This is a genomic window from Halonatronum saccharophilum DSM 13868 (genome assembly GCF_000517025.1).
GTDB lineage: Bacteria > Bacillota > Halanaerobiia > Halobacteroidales > Halobacteroidaceae > Halonatronum > Halonatronum saccharophilum.
This window is the reverse complement of the sequence record NZ_AZYG01000001.1, coordinates 1-17,973: the sequence shown is the minus strand read 5'-3', so window position 1 is coordinate 17,973 and position 17,973 is coordinate 1. Positions and strand designations below refer to the sequence as shown.

General features: G+C 30.6%; 14 protein-coding genes and 1 riboswitch. Of the genes, 4 read left to right on the top strand and 10 right to left on the bottom strand.

The window, feature by feature from the left end; all coding sequences use genetic code 11:
* Nucleotides 1-268: 268 nt before the first annotated feature.
* Together HALSAC_RS17605 and HALSAC_RS0100075 are read left to right on the top strand one after the other, a co-directional pair.
* Nucleotides 269-400: a hypothetical protein gene (locus HALSAC_RS17605; protein ID WP_281172314.1), complete on the top strand. Its 132-nt coding sequence runs from the start codon at nucleotides 269-271 to the stop codon at nucleotides 398-400.
* The gene (locus HALSAC_RS0100075; RefSeq protein ID WP_027338545.1) at nucleotides 397-1,662 is read left to right on the top strand and encodes a replication initiation protein; all 1,266 of its coding nucleotides are present in this window, start codon (nucleotides 397-399) and stop codon (nucleotides 1,660-1,662) included. Before HALSAC_RS17605 ends, HALSAC_RS0100075 begins: the two co-directional genes overlap by 4 nt.
* 374 nt (nucleotides 1,663-2,036) lie before the next feature.
* Here HALSAC_RS0100075 and HALSAC_RS0100070 read toward each other — a convergent pair whose 3' ends face one another.
* The 5 genes from HALSAC_RS0100070 to HALSAC_RS16190 all read right to left on the bottom strand — a co-directional run bounded on the left by HALSAC_RS0100070 (nucleotide 2,037) and on the right by HALSAC_RS16190 (nucleotide 8,930).
* A complete protein-coding gene (locus tag HALSAC_RS0100070) occupies nucleotides 2,037-2,921 on the bottom strand; it encodes a cation diffusion facilitator family transporter (protein WP_035570965.1) in 885 nt (294 codons plus the stop codon).
* A 135-nt stretch (nucleotides 2,922-3,056) separates the two neighbouring features.
* Complete coding sequence (locus HALSAC_RS16195) at nucleotides 3,057-3,758, bottom strand: MgtC/SapB family protein (RefSeq protein WP_051412014.1); 702 nt, start codon at nucleotides 3,756-3,758, stop codon at nucleotides 3,057-3,059.
* A 174-nt stretch (nucleotides 3,759-3,932) separates the two neighbouring features.
* The gene (gene mgtE / locus HALSAC_RS0100060; RefSeq protein ID WP_027338543.1) at nucleotides 3,933-5,297 is read right to left on the bottom strand and encodes a magnesium transporter; all 1,365 of its coding nucleotides are present in this window, start codon (nucleotides 5,295-5,297) and stop codon (nucleotides 3,933-3,935) included.
* 403 nt (nucleotides 5,298-5,700) lie between these two features.
* A riboswitch (M-box (ykoK) riboswitch) is annotated at nucleotides 5,701-5,871 on the bottom strand.
* A 638-nt stretch (nucleotides 5,872-6,509) separates the two neighbouring features.
* Nucleotides 6,510-7,556, bottom strand: coding sequence for a Fic family protein (locus HALSAC_RS0100055; protein WP_027338542.1), 1,047 nt, complete (start codon nucleotides 7,554-7,556; stop codon nucleotides 6,510-6,512).
* 171 nt (nucleotides 7,557-7,727) lie between these two features.
* Complete coding sequence (locus HALSAC_RS16190; RefSeq protein WP_051412013.1) at nucleotides 7,728-8,930, bottom strand: replication initiation protein; 1,203 nt, start codon at nucleotides 8,928-8,930, stop codon at nucleotides 7,728-7,730.
* Nucleotides 8,931-9,650: 720 nt separating this feature from the next.
* Between HALSAC_RS16190 and HALSAC_RS16715 the strand changes: the two genes are divergently transcribed.
* Nucleotides 9,651-9,812, top strand: a complete 162-nt coding sequence (locus HALSAC_RS16715) for a Spo0E family sporulation regulatory protein-aspartic acid phosphatase (protein ID WP_169730072.1) — start codon at nucleotides 9,651-9,653, stop codon at nucleotides 9,810-9,812.
* Nucleotides 9,813-9,867: 55 nt separating this feature from the next.
* Here the strand turns inward: HALSAC_RS16715 and HALSAC_RS14530 are convergent, their stop codons facing one another.
* From HALSAC_RS14530 to HALSAC_RS0100015, 5 genes are all read right to left on the bottom strand, one after another.
* Nucleotides 9,868-11,751: a methyl-accepting chemotaxis protein gene (locus tag HALSAC_RS14530; protein ID WP_051412012.1), complete on the bottom strand. Its 1,884-nt coding sequence runs from the start codon at nucleotides 11,749-11,751 to the stop codon at nucleotides 9,868-9,870.
* Between the two features lie 565 nt (nucleotides 11,752-12,316).
* Nucleotides 12,317-12,445, bottom strand: a complete 129-nt coding sequence (locus HALSAC_RS17600; RefSeq protein ID WP_281172313.1) for a hypothetical protein — start codon at nucleotides 12,443-12,445, stop codon at nucleotides 12,317-12,319.
* Between the two features lie 78 nt (nucleotides 12,446-12,523).
* A complete protein-coding gene (locus tag HALSAC_RS0100025; protein WP_027338541.1) occupies nucleotides 12,524-12,766 on the bottom strand; it encodes a hypothetical protein in 243 nt (80 codons plus the stop codon).
* On the bottom strand, nucleotides 12,753-13,532 hold the full coding sequence (locus HALSAC_RS0100020; RefSeq protein ID WP_027338540.1) for a ParA family protein: 780 nt from the start codon (nucleotides 13,530-13,532) through the stop codon (nucleotides 12,753-12,755). The genes HALSAC_RS0100025 and HALSAC_RS0100020 overlap by 14 nt, the downstream gene beginning before the upstream one ends.
* 776 nt (nucleotides 13,533-14,308) lie before the next feature.
* Complete coding sequence (locus HALSAC_RS0100015; RefSeq protein WP_027338539.1) at nucleotides 14,309-16,726, bottom strand: V-type ATP synthase subunit I domain-containing protein; 2,418 nt, start codon at nucleotides 16,724-16,726, stop codon at nucleotides 14,309-14,311.
* A gap of 1,056 nt (nucleotides 16,727-17,782) precedes the next feature.
* On the opposite strand from HALSAC_RS0100015, the gene HALSAC_RS17315 reads away from it, so the two are divergent.
* On the top strand, nucleotides 17,783-17,953 hold the full coding sequence (locus HALSAC_RS17315; RefSeq protein WP_211231270.1) for a hypothetical protein: 171 nt from the start codon (nucleotides 17,783-17,785) through the stop codon (nucleotides 17,951-17,953).
* The last annotated feature ends 20 nt before the right edge of the window (nucleotides 17,954-17,973 follow it).

Sequence of the window (17,973 nt, the reverse complement as noted above, 5' to 3'; positions counted from 1 at the left end):
ATTATTATTCCCAATTTTATAGATAATATACATATGAAATTCAGTTAGTGGGGGAGAGGTTTTGATTTTTATATATTTTCAAAAAACAACAACAGGTTTTATGCCTACAAAATGGGACGATATGACGAAAATGTTTTTTGTTTTCGTCATATCTTGTAGTTGTTGTATATCTTTTATATCTTTTAAAGTCTTTAGGGTTCCAAGAGTTCAGTAATTTCAAGGGGTTGCAGGATTATATACAGAAGAAATGGGACGATATACAGAAGAAATGGGACGATATACAGAAGAAATGGGACGATATACAGAAGAAATGGGACGATATACAGAAGAAATGGGACGAAAATGTGTTGTTTTCTTTCTGTACATTTGCTATGATAGAATTGAGGAGGGATTTATATGAAGGATAAATTAAATAAACCTAACGAATTAATAAGTATTTTACCCAAAGAAAAAATAAGTTTGATACAACAAAAATCGTTTAATGTGTTTTTGAAAATAGCTCAAAAACAAGCTAAGTTTAGTACTGAAGAGAAGTATAGAAACATTGATAAAGAAAAAAGATATCTTTTTAGGATACCTTGCAGAGAATTAAAAGAAAGAGCTGGATTAGATAAGCAGGATTATCAATACATAAAAGAAGAACTTGAAAAATTATTAGAAATAGTTATAGAAGTAGTAGATAAAGAGAATAAAAACAACTGGGCTTTATTTCACTTGTTAGAAAGTATAGAAAAAGAAGATGATGAATTTGAATTTGCTTTAGATTGGAGAATTATTGAGGCTTTAAAAAATTGTGATTTTTTCACTGAACTAGATTTAATGCAAATAGCTGAACTAAATAGTAAATATGCAGTTGTTTTTTACGAATTGGCTATAAGATATGAAAAATTTAAAATACCTAGAATGACTATTGAAGAGTTAAGAAAGAGAACTAATACTCAAAAAAAATATCAGCGAACAAATGATTTTATAAAATTTGTCATTGCTAAAGCTTGTGAGGAGATTTCAGAAAAAACAGATATTATATTAACTTACAATACCGAGAAGAAAGGGAGAAGGATAGCTTATATTGACTTTGAAGTTGAGAGAAAAGCTATCAAAGAGGAATTACCAATTCCACTAGAGCCAATACAAGTTGATTTTTCTGATGAAGTGGAAGAGTTATATAAGTTATTGCCTTTAGAAACCCAAAGTAAAGCCAATAAAAAGTTTTTAGATAAACTATTAAAAAAGCACCAATTTAAATATCTTAAAGGTGATATTGAGTATGCTAAGAAGAAGAATCCTAAAAATTTCATTGCTTATCTTAAAACTAGCTGTAAGAGGTGTGAAGAAATCGGAGGTTGTGGGGAAGGAGGACATTATTCCTCAATAGCAGTTGAAAAAGCAGAATTAGAGAAGATCAGAGCTAAAAAAATAAAGTTAGAGGAACAAGAAAGAAAAAGGTTAGAGGAAATAAGAAGGGATAAAGTTAAAAGAGAAGCTGAAAGAAGATATACAATTCTATCACAAGAAGATAAAGAAAAATACTCTATAGGTTATGAAACTGCTAAAAAGTTTGCTGAAAAATTTGGAGGCCAATTATCTAAAAAAGATTATATCATTTCAAGTTTAGAGGAAGAATTAGAAAAAGAAGTGGGGTTGGATTTAGAGGACTATTAAAAAACCTACAACACCTACAAAATTGTAGATGTTGTAGGTTTTTTAATAGATAGCAATAATAATTACTATATCAATCACCTAATAATTATTTAAAATACATCATAGTGATGCATTTTAAATAACAAGAAAATGCTATAAGTTACATTTTCAAAGATTTAAAAATAAAAAAAAGCTATAAAACCAGTTAAATAAAGGGTTTATAATTGTTTTAGAAAATGTAACTTAATATGATTTGTGTTTCTTTAGTGAAATATAAGTTGGTTTTTTATTTACTTTTTATGGATAATCAATACGCCTGTCTTTATATTAATTAATATAAATCTCATATTAATATATTAAGTGCTATATCATTATCAATTTTCCTTCATGATAAATTAATTATTTCTATAAACCACCTCTGGATCTATATGAACCAAAACCTCTTCTACATTGGAATTTAACTCTTTTATCCTCTCTTTAACGATAACAGCTACTGTATGACCTTCAATTACCGTCAAATCATCCTCAACTACAACTGCTATATCTATATATAGATGTGGCCCATAAGCTCTTAATTTTATATTCCCTACTTCTATTACATTATCCAATCTTTCAATATCCTCAATAATAGCCTCTCTCTTCTCTTGATTTGGAACTGCATCCATCAATTCATTTATTGCTTCTAATAATATGTTTACTCCTACCTTAATTATAAATAGGGCTACAACCAAACTAGCAATGGAATCAGCTATTGGATATCCGATTATAGCACCACCAATTCCTATCAAGGCAGCTATAGATGATAAGGCATCTGAGCGGTGGTGATAGGCATCAGCAATCAGAGTTTTATTATCTGTCCTTCTCCCAACCCTTATAATATAATGGTACAGTACTTCTTTGACTCCTATTGAGAGTATGACAACCACCAATGCAGCATTGGTAGGAATACTGATATTACCTTGCAATATATTTGTTACAGCAGACCTGCCAATCCCTAACCCTGTTAATATTAAGATTATCCCCAGTAATTTCGTAGCAATAGATTCTGCCTTCCCATGACCATAAGGATGTTCCTTATCTGGAGGTTGCCTAGATATCTTTACACTTACTATAACTATAACTGTAGACAGAACATCGGATACCGAATGGAATCCATCGGCAACCAATGCCCTACTTCCCGATATATACCCTACTATAATCTTTATCCCAGAAAGGAATATGTTCATCGTTAAGCTTATAAATCCTACCTTTTTAGCCATATCATATCTATTATTATCCATTAATATCTTCACCCCTTTTATATCAGGCATGCTAATTATCCATAAATAAAAAGTAAATAAAAAAACAGGAAAATCTTACCTACCTATCTAGCCACCCACCTAATTCCTAAAAGTGACGCTTAATTACGCCATCTATCAAAATAGAGCATTATGATGTTGGAAGTCGCTTAGCTCAATATCTACAGAATCAATCTCATTATGGTTTGAGTACTTTTGGACCAAATCATATAACAAATCAATATTCTCTCCCTTAACATTCATCTTGGCAGTTATCTTTATAGAGTCATCTTTAATCAGTTTGCTAAATAAGAATTTTATAGAGCTATCACTCTCTCGAGCAATATTCTCCAGAAAGAATCTGCCCCTTTTGATATCTATACTATTAGAGATTAGAGAGATATCGCAGGTGGCATCCTGTAGAGAGAAGCTCCCTATGGTGACCTTATTCTGTAAGCGTCGAAGGATGATATGAGATATAAGAATAATAATTCCACCGATAAAGGCTTCTTTTACAAAACCAGCACCAGCCAACACACCGGTAGCAGCAGCGCACCAAAGGGTTGCCGCTGTATTTAATCCGCTGACACTAAAGCCATTCTTTATAATAACCCCTCCACCGAGAAATCCGACACCTGAGACTATTTGAGAACCTACTCTGGTAGGGCTAGACTCTTCAGGGAACATCATAGAGAACAATACATATAAAGCCGCACCTACAGCAACTAGGGCATTGGTTCTAATCCCTGCCATTCTTCCTCGCCATTCCCTCTCGGCACCAATTAAAACACCAACTATCAAAGCGACAAGGACTCTGGTAATGAAATCTGATAATAACATAATACTCCTCCTTTCAATATTCTGAATTATTAAAAAATTACGCATTGTGCTAGTATTAAAGTGCCACTTAATTACTATATAATCTTATCTCACACTGACACTAAGTGGCACGACAGTGCCACTTTAAACAATCCATAAAGAGAGCCGAGCAAATTAATTTGCTCGGCCACTCTTCTAAAGCATATGTCCAAGGAAAGTACTTGCAAGATAGAAGTAGATGAATAATCCTGTAATATCCTTAACTGTTGTAATAATTGGGTCAGAACCAGCAGCCTGATCAAGTCCTAGCTTAAATAATATATAAGGAATAAAGAACCCAAGGGCTGTAGCGATAGTGATTGTAATACTTAAAGATAATCCAACTACCAAGCCCAATCCTGGAATCTGTTGCCAAAGCATAGCAATTGCTCCTGCAGCAATACCCAGTAAGACTCCCATACTCAAACCTACCTTAACCTCTTTCATCCAAACCTTGAGAAATTTTTTGATATTAATTTGGCCTAAGACTAGTGCTCTAGAGAAGATTGTTGAAGATTGGGTTCCTACATTACCACCCATATCCATAATAACAGGGATAAAGATTGCTAAAGCAGCAATCGCCTCTAATGCATCCTCGAAGCCTTCAATGACCAAACCAGCCAACATTCCTCCAATAAGAGTTATGATTAGGAAAGGAAGACGAACCTTCCAGATATCTAAAAGAGATCCGCTGATTAGTACATGGCTACGATCTGATTCTTGACGGCCGATGCCTGTTAATCCAGCTTTGTCTAAGATATCCTCAGTAGTCTCTTCTTCAATGATGTCCATTGCATCATCAAAGGTTACGATACCGACTAATCTCTGCTCTCTATCGACAACAGGTACAGCGATTAAATCCTGCTGTTTAAGTAGTTTAGCAACTTCTTCCTGGTCAGTATGAGTACTAACTGAAGCAGGGTGGTCATACATTATATTACCGATTGTATCGTCAGGGTTGGACATTACCAAAACCCTAAGAGATATAACACCTTCAAGCTTTCTCTCTTTATCGGTCACATAAAGTGAGTATAGGGTCTCCTTATCCATTCCTACCTTGCGAATTCTATCTAAGGCATCTTTAACTGTAAGGTCCTTCTTTAAGCTTATATACTCGGGGGTCATGATCCTTCCTGCTGTCTCAGGAGCATAGCCTAAAAGGTGAGCAGTCATCTGCCGCTCTTCCTTGCTAAGAGCTTCCATAACTCTTTTAGCAACCTTAGCAGGGAGCTCATCCAAAAGTCTAGCCCTATCATCCGGGGCCAAATCCTCCATAATCTCAATTACCTCATCCTCTGCAAAAGAGGCAGTTAAGGTCTCTTGTAGATTGGTATCAAGCTTTTCAAAGACTTCAATTGCTAAGTCCTTATTTAGTAACCTAAAGATGATAACCTCTTGTTTTGGTGATAACTCCTGTATTAAATTAACAATTTCAACAATATCTAATTCATTAACTTTCTCTTTTAATATATCCATATCTTTCTTCTCCAAAAGATAAGCGATTTCTTTGTAAAGTGGCATATTAATCCCTCCTCTATATTATTGTAGGCTAAATTTAGCCAATTAATTTTATTATGCCAATAAAGACTATAACAATACAAACTCGACCAGGGAACATCATCATCATTTACCACTTACAAACCACCTCCTTTTGCTATAGTGTCGGTGTCAGTGTGAGTGTCAGTAAAGTCAAAATATCAAACCTTACTTTAACCATTGTGGATAAAATCCAAGTTGTCTCAATAAAAAAATCAATCTCTTATTATATATTATATAAGAGTGGTTAAGAGGTAGATCTTAAGCCTTTACTGACAAAGTTACTGACACTTCTTTATATATAAAGAAAGAAGGTCCCCCTTAGGGAACCTTCAGAATTTTTAGGCAATAAATTATAATAAGCACACCAATATTTATAACCTTCATCTGCCAAATTCCTCGTCTTAGCTTTAGCACTATATGACGTAGATTAAAATAATCAATCAGCCACCTTAAGCACACCTTATCCCGGTTATACCTGTTCTACCCATTGGCGTCTCTGGACGTTTTTGGGCAGTGGCCTATGTTCATATAGGAGCCTCACCTAACAAAGTTGGCGATATTTAATTTTTTAACTTACACAAGTTATTATAAGTTGTGCGGAAGGTATTGTCAAATGAAAATTAAAAAAATATAATAGCCCTAAATTGCAATAATAAGAAAAAGTTAATAATACTTTTAACTATATTGGCTTTATTAATTCAAGAAATAAATATATCAGTCCAAAACTCAGTGTAAAAATAATAACTATTATTAATAATATTCTAACTAAATGTTTACCTAAATTGCAATAATAAATTGAAAATACCAAAACAAGATAATTGTTTGTTTTTAACCTTATATAGCAACTCCTTAAACCCTATTATCATCCTATAATCTGCATTAAAATAAGAGGATAGACAAGCCAACTTCCTAATACAAAGCCTATTAAACCTTTTATATCAACCCTATAACCTCTTCCCTATTTCTTCATTTGTAAGACCTTGGACTTTATATTTGAGTATACTTTCTCTTTCGTCTATAGCCCATTACAAACAAATCTTATACAATGTAGTTACAACTACATTGTATAAGATTTGTTTGTAATGGGCTATTTTTATTTTTTAAGGTTGCACTTAATTATACAATCTAAGCTTTATTCACTAATGATTCCCTTTGTTTTTAGATTAAAAGCAACTCAATAGGTATTATGTTGCTTTATTTTAATCTCTTCCACTTAGCACTTCTTCCTTTTCCCAATACTTCTATAACTCCTTCTTTCTTTAGTTTCCTAAACACCCTATTAATTGTTGAATCTGAAACATCAGGACAGGCATTTCTTATATCTCCTTTAGTAAAAGTTCCTAATACATTTTTCACAGCTTCTTCTATTCTATAACTCTTATTCCCTTTTTTATTTTTTATTAACCCTACTCTATCCTCAAATTCCTTATATGCAACCAGTAACGTCCCTAAAAAATAATCTAACCAAATAAATATATTATGATTAGCATCATGCCAACCAGCTGAAGATTGATTCAAAGTTTTATAATAACTAGATTTACTTTCTTCAATAATTTTTTCTAAACTGATATATCTTCCAACTTTATAATCATATTTATATAATAATAGTAATGTTAATAATCTTGACATTCTACCATTTCCATCATTAAAGGGATGAATACATAAAAAATCTAATATAAAAGTTCCTATTAATACTAGAGGATCAATATTTTCTTCTCTAATCTCTCTATTTAAATAATTACATAATTCATCCATAGCTTTTGGAGTTTCATAGGCAGATAATGGCTTAAATCTTACTCGTTTCTCTCCATTAGGTAATATCTCACCTATAATATTATCTTGATTTTTCCATTTGCCTCCATTTGTAGGTATGAATTTATATAGATCTCTATGCAATTGTAAAATTATATTAGGGTTTATAGGAATAGCATCATACGAGGTGTGTATTGTATTTAAAATATCTTTATATCCTGCAATCTCTCCTTCTGAACGGTCTTTAAGATTTATATCATCTTTCATTATCTCTTTTAGCCTTTTATCAGTAACAACTATACCTTCTATACTATTAGAAGCTTTCGTACTTTGAATAACTGCTACTTCTTTTAATTTTTCTAATATTTGTGGAGATTGATTCATATATAAATCTTGTTTTCCTTTATATTCGTTTATTTTACCCACTAATTTTACTATATTCATTGGTATCTTTTCATTCTTTAATTTCTCATTTCTAAATGACTTCATAAGTATACTCACCTCTCTCGGTAATATGTTCATTTTATTTCTTATAACTATATTTATTATAGCACAAACATAATTATTTTACTATTAATATATTCATCAAAATATAAATGATAACATTAATAGTTGATGAATATACTCCCGTATAAGCATATAGGCATGTTGTGTTACTCTTTAATTAAAAAGAAGATCTTCCAGCTCCTCTCTAATATCATCTTGTAAACTTCCCACTATATACTCTTCTCTGCTTGGTCTTATATTCTCAGGTACAAACCTAGCCATCCTATCATATTCATCATTATATTTATCTAGCTCTTCCTTAGATAGATCATTATACATCTTAACTGCCTTCTTTTTAGACTTCTTCCCTATATTATCTTTAATCTGCTTCTTTAGCTTCTCCTCCTCTGCTTTTTTCCTCGCTAACTCCTTTTCTTTCTCCCTCTTCTCCATTTGAGCAGCAGCATAATGCCCACTATCACAAGAGGCTTTCAAAAACCCGAAGAAATTATCAGGCTTAACCTCATTAGCATACTCGATATCCTCTTTTAAGTACTCAAAGCTATGTTTGTCCAGCAAAGTCTTTAACTCCCTTTTATGAGGCTCTATCTGCTCCTCAAGGGGTAATACCTTGAATAACTTTAATACTTCTACTGAATATTCTTTCTCTTTAGGAGACTCCTTAAATTCTAACTCTTTTTGTGCAACTTCCTTCCTCTTAATCACAAACTCTATTGCCGTAACCTTCCTGCCCGTCTTAATCTCCTTAAAATCAATCTTCAAATCAGTCTTCTGGTTTATCTCATCTTTAGCTTGAAATAATACTCTTCTTTTAAGGTCATAATATCTTTCATACTTATCCTCTATACCTAAAATATTCTTTAACTCATTAATTTCAAACCTCCTCTTTTTTATTCTTTCATACTGCTTTAGTAATTCATATATTCTTATAGAATATATGCTTTCAAATTGTATTATGTTTTTCAAGTAATACTTGGTAAAGTTATTCTTTAACTGCAAAAAATAAGGCTTCAACTTACTTGAAAATTGTAATTCCACAATTCCTTCATTCTCCAAATATTCAGCATACTCTAAAAAACCCACCTGCAAAAACTTATTATCTTTCTTTATCTCAATAACTCGATTTATTAAACTTTTTGTTATAGATTTGATTTCTGAATAGAACCAGTCCTTATTAATACCTAAAATTTCAGCTAACTCCTTTACAGAAAATATATGTCTATTGAAATTTTTATCGTCTTTATTAATTCTACTTGCTAATATTAAAATGAGCTTCTGCTCTTGCAAAGATAACTTATACTTTGCTTCTATTAACCTATTATGTTTTACTATTAAAGTATTCTCATTATTCTCCATAATCTAATAGACCTCCAATTTGATATAAGTTAAGTCTATTATATACCATTAAAAACGACAAGTAAACAATATGTCGTTTTTAACAAGGTAAAAGTAGTTTTAACCAAGGTAAACGTCGCTTTACACAAGGAATCTGTCGTCTAAGACAAGATAAAAGTCGCTTTTAACAAGGTGAATGTCGTTTTTATAACAAACAAACCCAGTAACTACAAGGCTTCACGAGGGTCGGAAAACTTTTTAAAACATATTAAAACTATTAAAACAACTACAACAGTAAAACCTCACCTTAATCTCTATTAATCCATACCTTTTTCCCTATTTAACCCTGTTGTTAAATAAATTAATTATAAAAACAAACTAAAACAAAAAAAGGTGACTTCTGTTCAATACAGAAATCACCATGAATTATGATATTAATAATTCTAACTCTTAACCTAATTAAACCAACTTCTGTGAAAAATCAGCTGTTTCTACTGACATAACACCTATATTTTTAGTTAAACAAATAGTTAAAAATTTTTAGAAAATGTAACTTAATATAATTTGTGTTACTTTGGTGAGGTAATACAAACTCAGATGTTTTTATGAATAATAGTCATTTTAATTCAGCCTTATTTTATTATATAAAAAGAAACTGTTGTTATTGATAATTTTAACTGTTATAATTATCAATAACAACTATATATATCATTAAGTGGTTTTTAGGAGATGATATTAATAATGTATAGCGAAAAAGAAAATTTATGTAAGTTAGAATCATTAAGGGGAAAAATGTTGAAAAAAATCAATTCAAATCCCAAAAGATTACTAGATGAAGATATTATAAAGATCAGTCAAGAATTAGATAAAGAAATTTTAAAACAATTAAAAAAGAGTATTTGATAAAAAAACAAGCTATCATAGTAAATTTTAACGGGTACTATAATAGCTTGTTTTTTTATTTTATTTTAAATTGTGATATTAACTCTTGTAACTCTTGAGCCATTTGAGCTAATTCTTGTGAAGAATTAGATATCTCATTAGACATATTACCTATATCTTCAGTTGCACTTACTATCTCATCACTATTTTGTGCTAGATCATTACTTGCTTTAGCAGTCTGCTCTATTTGAAGTGAAGTTTCTTCTACCGATTTTTTAATACTTCCAAATACTTCTTCTGTCTTTTGAATTACTTCTTGACCTTCTTTAGTTTTAACTTCAACTTCTCTAATCTTACCTATACTATTTTTAGATTGTTCTTGAGTACTTATAATTAAATTAGAAATTTCTTCAGTAGCTTTAGCTGTTTCACTTGCCAAAGATCTTATCTCATCTGCAACTACAGCAAAACCATGCCCATGTTCTCCAGCTCTAGCTGCCTCAATAGCAGCATTTAAAGCTAGCAAGTTAGTCTGCTCTGCTATATTAGTTATTAATTCAATAATTTTCCCTATTTCTTGAGAGTTTTCATCTAATTGATTTATAACCTCAACTGTCTCAGCAATGACCTCATTAATCTCCTCAATACTTTTTACAGTATCTTTAATGTTTTCACTACCTGTATTAGTCTCTAACTTAGCTTCTTCAGAAAAACTGGCTACCTCCTGTGAAGATGCTGAAATCTCTTCTATTCCTGCTGACATATTTTCAATTAATCTACTTGTAGTATCTATACTAGCATTGCCTTCTTCTGCTGAAGCTGATAATTCTTCGCTATAAGCTGATAGTTCTTCGGTACTATTTAAAATGTTAGTTATAATATCTTTCATAGAGGAATTCATTTTATTAAATGCTCTTGCTAATCTTCCAAATTCATCTTTCTTATCAATATATTTATTATCAACATTCCAACTAAAATCCCCATCAGCTCTTTTTTCAAGATGTTTAGCAGCTAATTTTATAGTCTTGCCAAATGGGTCTATAATTTTATAAATTATAACTAATAAAATAAATAGAGCTATTATTAAAGAAACAATTAACCCATTCCTAACATTAGAAATTGGTTCATTTATAAACTCAGCTGGAACTCTAGTTATTAACTTCCATCCATCAGTATTTGGTATCTTATGAAAATAAGCATAGGTTTCTACACCTTCATAAACATAATATATTCCTCCAGACCTTTCATTAAGTACAGTATCTACTATACCTTTTAAAGCAGGAATTTCTCTTATATTAGTTTCTAAAATCAAGTCTGCTTCTGGATGAGCTAAATTTAAACCAGAACTATCAATTATATAAGAATATGAACCCTGATGATCTACTCTCATATCAGACATAAAATCTGTCAAATTATTCAAAAATATACTAGCACCCATAACTCCTATAACCTTATTTTTTTCATTAAATATAGGTGCAACAATAACTATTATTGGATTTCCTGTAGATAAAGAAATTAATGGGTCAGAAAATACTACTTCACCATTTAATACTTTATTAAAATAATCTCTTCCACTTAAATTCCCTCTTACACCATCTGTTGTAATAAAATCTCCTTCAACATCCGCTATCCAAAGGTTATCATAAATAGTAGAATGTTTTTTATGTCTACCTTTCAAATACCCTCCTGCTTGAGTCCAGTCCATACTCTTAACTACTGGGATATCAGCATAATCTTCTATCTGTTGCTTTCTTTCTTCAAACCAATCGCCTATATATTGTGCATTCTGTTCTGTATTTATATTAACATTACTATCAACTATATTGAACATTCTACTACTTACTAAGTGATTAGACACCAAGATAACAATAATGAACGTTAATATCATACTACTCGCTAAAACAAATAACATTTTCCTACTAATACTACTCTCTATTTTTTCTTTAATCAATTTAAACATTTACATCACTCCCCCTTTTGATTTTTTACATTATATAACAGCTCCTTAACTCCTATTATTATATTCTAACCTGCATTAAAATGAGAGGATAGACTAGCCAACTTCCTAATATAAAGCCTATTAAACTTTTTATATTAATCCTTAATGCTTTTCTATCTTTATAATAATAGAAACAAACTATAATTAGATTAAATAAAACTCCGCTCAAATAGATTTTTAGCATCAATTTTATCCTACCCTCCTATTTTTATAATCTATAAAGCTATTATTCTTTATTTACTAATAGTTTCCTTTGTTTTTAGATTAAAAGCAACTCAATAGGTATTATGTTACTTTGGGTTTTATATTATTTTGACTTTTTTAATATCTTATTCACGGCTTTTAACTACTTATCTCTTTTTAGTTTCATTGTTACCTACCTCCTTTGATTTTAGTTTTCTAACAGGCTTATATCGTAAAATCTCAACTATTGCCCATACTACCATATGCTTAAAGCTAATTTAAGCCCATTTAATCACCCTCTATAAAGTCATAAATTGATGTTTGAGAGAATTTTTAGTCCAAACTATTTAGATCTATTAGCTCTTAATATAAACTCTATCAATGCTTTACTTACATCTGTATTATTAGATTGGCAAAGTTCTTTAAATTTACTTCCCTCTTTATCATCAATTCTAAAATTTCTACTCTTCATATCCCCACTTCCTTCAATTGCTTTTTATTTATATAAATGCAACATCACATATATTTATATAAAAATATAAATATATGATTATTCTTTTATATTTTTATATAAAAGAATAATCGCTTCTTCTACTATATCACTATAATTTTTAGTAGGATTTTTAATTTTTAGTTCCTGTAGCTTAGATAAGGTAGAAGTAGAGATCATATAAGAACGATTTACCTTCTTATCTTCCTTCTCTAACTTATACTTTCCCTGTTTTTCATCTTTTACATTATCATCATTATCCTCAAACAATCTTAGATCTTCCATTTCATTATCTAAATTCATTGCTAATTACCTCCCTAGCTAATTCTATATATTCCTCTGCACTCTTACTATTCTTATCATATAAACTTACTGGCAGCCTATCTATTTGGGCTTGTACTATTGCAACCCTTTGACTAATAACAGTATTGAATATCTTATCTCCTAACTTCTCTCTTAACTTTTCTTCAAATTCCTCTGCTATATTAGTTCTCTTATCAACTCTAGTTAATAATACTCCTTCTACTTTAAGGTTTTTATTATATTTCTTCTTAACTGTATTAAATGTTTGAATTAATCTATTTAGACCCTTTAGCGAATATAGACCAGGTTCAGCAGGAATTAAAATACTATCACTAGCCACTAATGAATTAAGCACTACTAGATTTAGTGATGGAGGACAATCAATTAAAATAAAATCATATTTCCCTTCTATATGATCTAACTTGCTTTTTAATATATTAACTCTATTCTTCTTGTCTGATAGCTTAATATCTATATCTGCTAGTTTTACTGAAGATGGTATTATATCTATTCCTTTTATATTAGTTGAATATATAGTTTCATTAACCTCAACCTTTGGATCAACTAATAAATCATAGCTTGTTTTATTCATCTCTTCTATTATTTCAAAGCTATCTGTTAAATTAGTTTGGAAATCTAGATCAATAACTAATACCTTTCTATCAAAATCAACTGATAAAGCTCCTGCTAAGTTAACTGTACTACTTGTTTTACCCACTCCACCTTTTTGATTTACAATGCTAATCTTATTTGTAGTTATCTCCATTCACCCATCCCCTTTATATATATTTATATAGAACTATAATTATAGTTCTATATAAATATATATAATCCTGCATAAAAAATAAAGACCCGACTAAGTCAGCCCCTTATTTTTTATAATGCTAAATATTATCCCCTTTATATTGCTATTTTCTTTGATTTAAAGCAATATAGATCAATTGAATTGAAATAAACGTTTTTTCACCTTGTTAAAAACTAAGTTTTAACCCTCTAATTTTCTCTCTATTGCTCTTAATAGCTTGGGATCTGTGAGGTGATTTTTAAAATTATTTCGCCTCTTGTATCTTTTACGAAGTAATTTTAAATAAGATTATATTTTCAAAGTAAACTATATAAACCCTTATTCTAAAAAGCTTTATCAAGTTTAAGTTTACCACAATAAAGTTTTATTAGCTTTGTAAACCTAAATCTTATAAACTTTGATACCTTCAAGCTTTAAAGCGTTTACCTACTCCTAAAGCTTTTGAATATAATTAGTTTCTTCCACTTTACACACCTCCATTTCTCTCTAATCTATCAATCATCTTCATATCTCAAATTTAATATTTTTGTAGCTTAAAAAAATATTAAAACTATTGGCAAGTTTTTTAGAATCGTAATGAAAGCGTTCTGTCAAAAGCAGGTCTTGAAAGTTTTTGCCCTTTAAAAAGTTTCAAGGAAGTCTTTTGATAGGTTGCTGGAATGAAGATTAGAATTATAGCCCAATAGTTTTAAATATATAAGAAGTTAATACCCTGTGGAAAATTTTCCACCTCGGCTTTACCTCTCCATACCCCAAGATCTAGATTTAGATTTTTGGGGTTTAATCCCTAGTGATTTTAGTATTTTCTTCAATTCATTATTTTTCTCTTTTCTGATTTTATATAATTTAGCAACTGCTTCATCTGTTCTAATTCTATCATCTCTAAGAATGTTAGCTTCTTTAACTATTTTTTCATGTTTCTTTAACCTATTTTCTGTGCTTCCAATTTTGTTTTCAATCTCTTCTAATTTTTTTTCTAATTTCTTCTTCTTGCCTGTTACCTTAGAGCGAAGACCTGCCTTTTTCAAATCCTTTTCTAATTCTCCTTTTTGTTCTTCTAAATTTTCTAAGTCATCTTTATCTTGTTTAACTTCATTTTCGTAATATTGTAAAGTATAAGAACCTAACATTTCAAACTCTTCTCCATATAGTTTTCTTGAATGTTCTACAAGTGTTTTTTCTTTTTTTTCTAAATTTCTAATTTTATTTTTTAATAGTTTGATTTCATCTTTAATTTCTTGTTCATCTTTAATTATATTATCTAATTTACTTTCGTGGCCAGCTAAAATATCTTCATGATTATCTATTTGCTTATCTATTTCTTTAGTGTCTGATAGATCTTTGAAGTTTAAGTTGTCTAATCCTTCTAACATTCTTTCAAGTGATCTTAAAATTCTAATGATTTCTCTAGATTGATTTTCTATTTTATTCATTTCATTAGAGATTGTATCGTTATCTTCTCCAGCAAGCTCTTTCATTTTCTTTCTTGCTTCTTTATAGGATTGTTTTAATCCTTGATAACTGCTATTAACTGCTCTAGCTCTGTCTATTTTTGCTTTTATCTTCTCTTTAGCTTTATTTATATAACCTTTTTCCTCACATATCTTATAAGCAATTTTATTCTCCCATTTCTCTGTTATATTAAGGCTCATAGCCTTAATTTGTACTTTTATTTCTTTGTAAGCTGTTATTGGAGAATCTATTTGGCTATAGTCTAGATTTTCTTTAATATATTTTTCATTACTTTGAAAGACTATTGCCGACTCTGAAAGATCGCTAACCTCTGTTATATCCTTTACTCCTGCCTGTTTTAAGTCCTCTCGAAGCTCTGATTGATTAAGATATTCTCTGTTCTCAATCTTCCCTTCTAATCTCTGCCTTACTTCAGACCTATCTATTTCAGCTTTATAATGCTCTGCTATTTCATTAATCTTATCCTTGTCAATGACCTTGTTCCAGTTTCGGTCCAGCTTATAACCTCTAGTTCTAACTATATCTCTAATAGCTCTAGCAGTATGATAATCCTTATCATTATCATTTACCTCTGGTTTAGTATTTAATACCTCTTTAGCATACTCTTTATATCTCTCGCTTATCTTTTCCCCTCTAATTGCCCTCTGACAGACATCTGTTATTATTGCCCTATGATTACCCTCTTTGATGTTCTGCTCGGCTTTTAAATAGGATTCTGGGGCTTTTAGAGCTATATCTATATCTAACTTCTCCTTTAAATTTGTCTGTAGCTTTCTAGCAAAGTCAAAACTACCTCCAAGTTCTAGGTATCTATTGACCTTAAACTCTACATTATCAAGAGTTATACAGTTTTTCCCTCGGTATTGATTGAGTTGCTTCATAGCATAATAAGGGTCTTCGTGTTTAGCTACCACCCAAGAGAAGTTACTTAGCCTATCTTTAAGGGTTTTATATTCTCCATAGGTTTTATTACTTTTATCGTATTTATGTGAGTTATCGCTTGAAGTTAACTCGTGATCTACTAGCTTATTATTTATTTCTTTTCTCAAATAGCAAAAGTCTTTACCCCAATTATTGTTTTTAGGTATGGTTATATGGATATGTGGCTTAACTTTATAGTTGCTCTCTCCTTTAAGGGCTTCTTCTCGGCTTTGAGTGTGGATTGATATAATATTACCTTCCATATTTTCAACTCTTCCATATCTCTTTTTTAGCTTTATATCAACAACCTCATTACCCCAACCATCTTTGGCTCTCTCCCAAGATAAGACCTGTACTCCTGGAAGTTTTTCATTGCCTTTATACTCTTCTTGTATGTATTTTCTTACCTGTATTTGTTGTTCTCCTGCTGAAAGTTTATCAAAACCATTATCTATTCTCATTTTTTTATGTGAAGTTACTGTTTTATTGGTCTTGTTTATCTCTATACCTGCAATATCCTTTGATAGTTTCTCTAGCTTTGTAACTGATTCTTCTTCATTTTCAAAATTCAATTCATCAAAAGAAATTTTAAAGTCTTTATACTTATTATTATCTATCTCTAGAAGCTCGGATCTATTCTCTCCTTCAACCTTAACTTCTCCACCAGAGGAGTATTCAATTTCTTTTACTTCTCCATCTTCAATTAAAAATGATTTTTTATCGTGGTCTAAAATATAACTACCTAACTTTAAAGCTGCCATTGAATACCCTCCTAACTTGATGTAAATAGTAGTAATAATCATAACTAATTGCAATATTAACAATAAAAGTATTTGTAATCATTACTACTATTGTTAATATTTATAATTGTTACTGTTACTAATACTAATGTTTTTGCGATAGCATTTTAAGTTTGAAATGTAGCGATAGCGAAATTTCTACCTCTTAATTTTAGGGCAGAAAAGTTTGATCTTTAACTTTTGTGCCTGTGCTCATTCGGTCTTTGGTTTTATTATATCAATTAATTTCACTGATGGCAAGTGTTTCCGTTGGCCCATTTTTTAGGGGTGAAAATTTAAGTTGACTATGATAATTAAAATATTAGCATAGTTTTTCTTAGAATTTGGCTTTAAGAGGGGTAAAATGTATAAGAGGAATAAAGGGGTAATTCGACAAGATTCTCTAATTTTCCCCTTCCCTGCCCTACCCTACCCTCTCCTAGGACAAGCTATCTGTTTTGAAAATTAGGTTTTTTGAACTCCTCAACGAAAGAGGGGAGTGGTCGCTCTTGGATCTTCGACATACACCAACCGACAGGCTCCCATTTCTCTTCTCTTTTGTGTTGCTCTAAGGCTCTATATCTTTGATCTTTGTACTATAACCTATGTTAGTTTTAAGATTTTGCGATATAAGTTTAATAGGAAATCCATTTTAAAGCCCCTAGGAGCTTGTACAATGGATTTTATTTTTTTAGAGTATAAAGATATAACTCGCACTAATGAAACCGACTACAGGCACAATAGGGAGCAAATAGACCTCGATATAACTTTCCATATCATCACCCAAGATTATTATTCCCAATTTTATAGATAATATACATATGAAATTCAGTTAGTGGGGGAGAGGTTTTGATTTTTATATTTTTTCAAAAAAACAACAACAGGTTTTTATGCCTACAAAATGGGACGATATGACGAAAATGTTTTTTTGTTTTCGTCATATCTTGTAGTTGTTGTATATCTTTTATATCTTTTAAAGTCTTTAGGGTTCCAAGAGTTCAGTAATTTCAAGGGGTTGCAGGATTATATACAGAAGAAATGGGACGATATACAGAAGAAATGGGACGATATACAGAAGAAATGGGACGATATACAGAAGAAATGGGACGATATACAGAAGAAATGGGACGAAAATGTGTTGTTTTCTTTCTGTACATTTGCTATGATAGAATTGAGGAGGGATTTTATATGAAGGATAAAATTAAATAAACCTAACGAATTAATAAGTA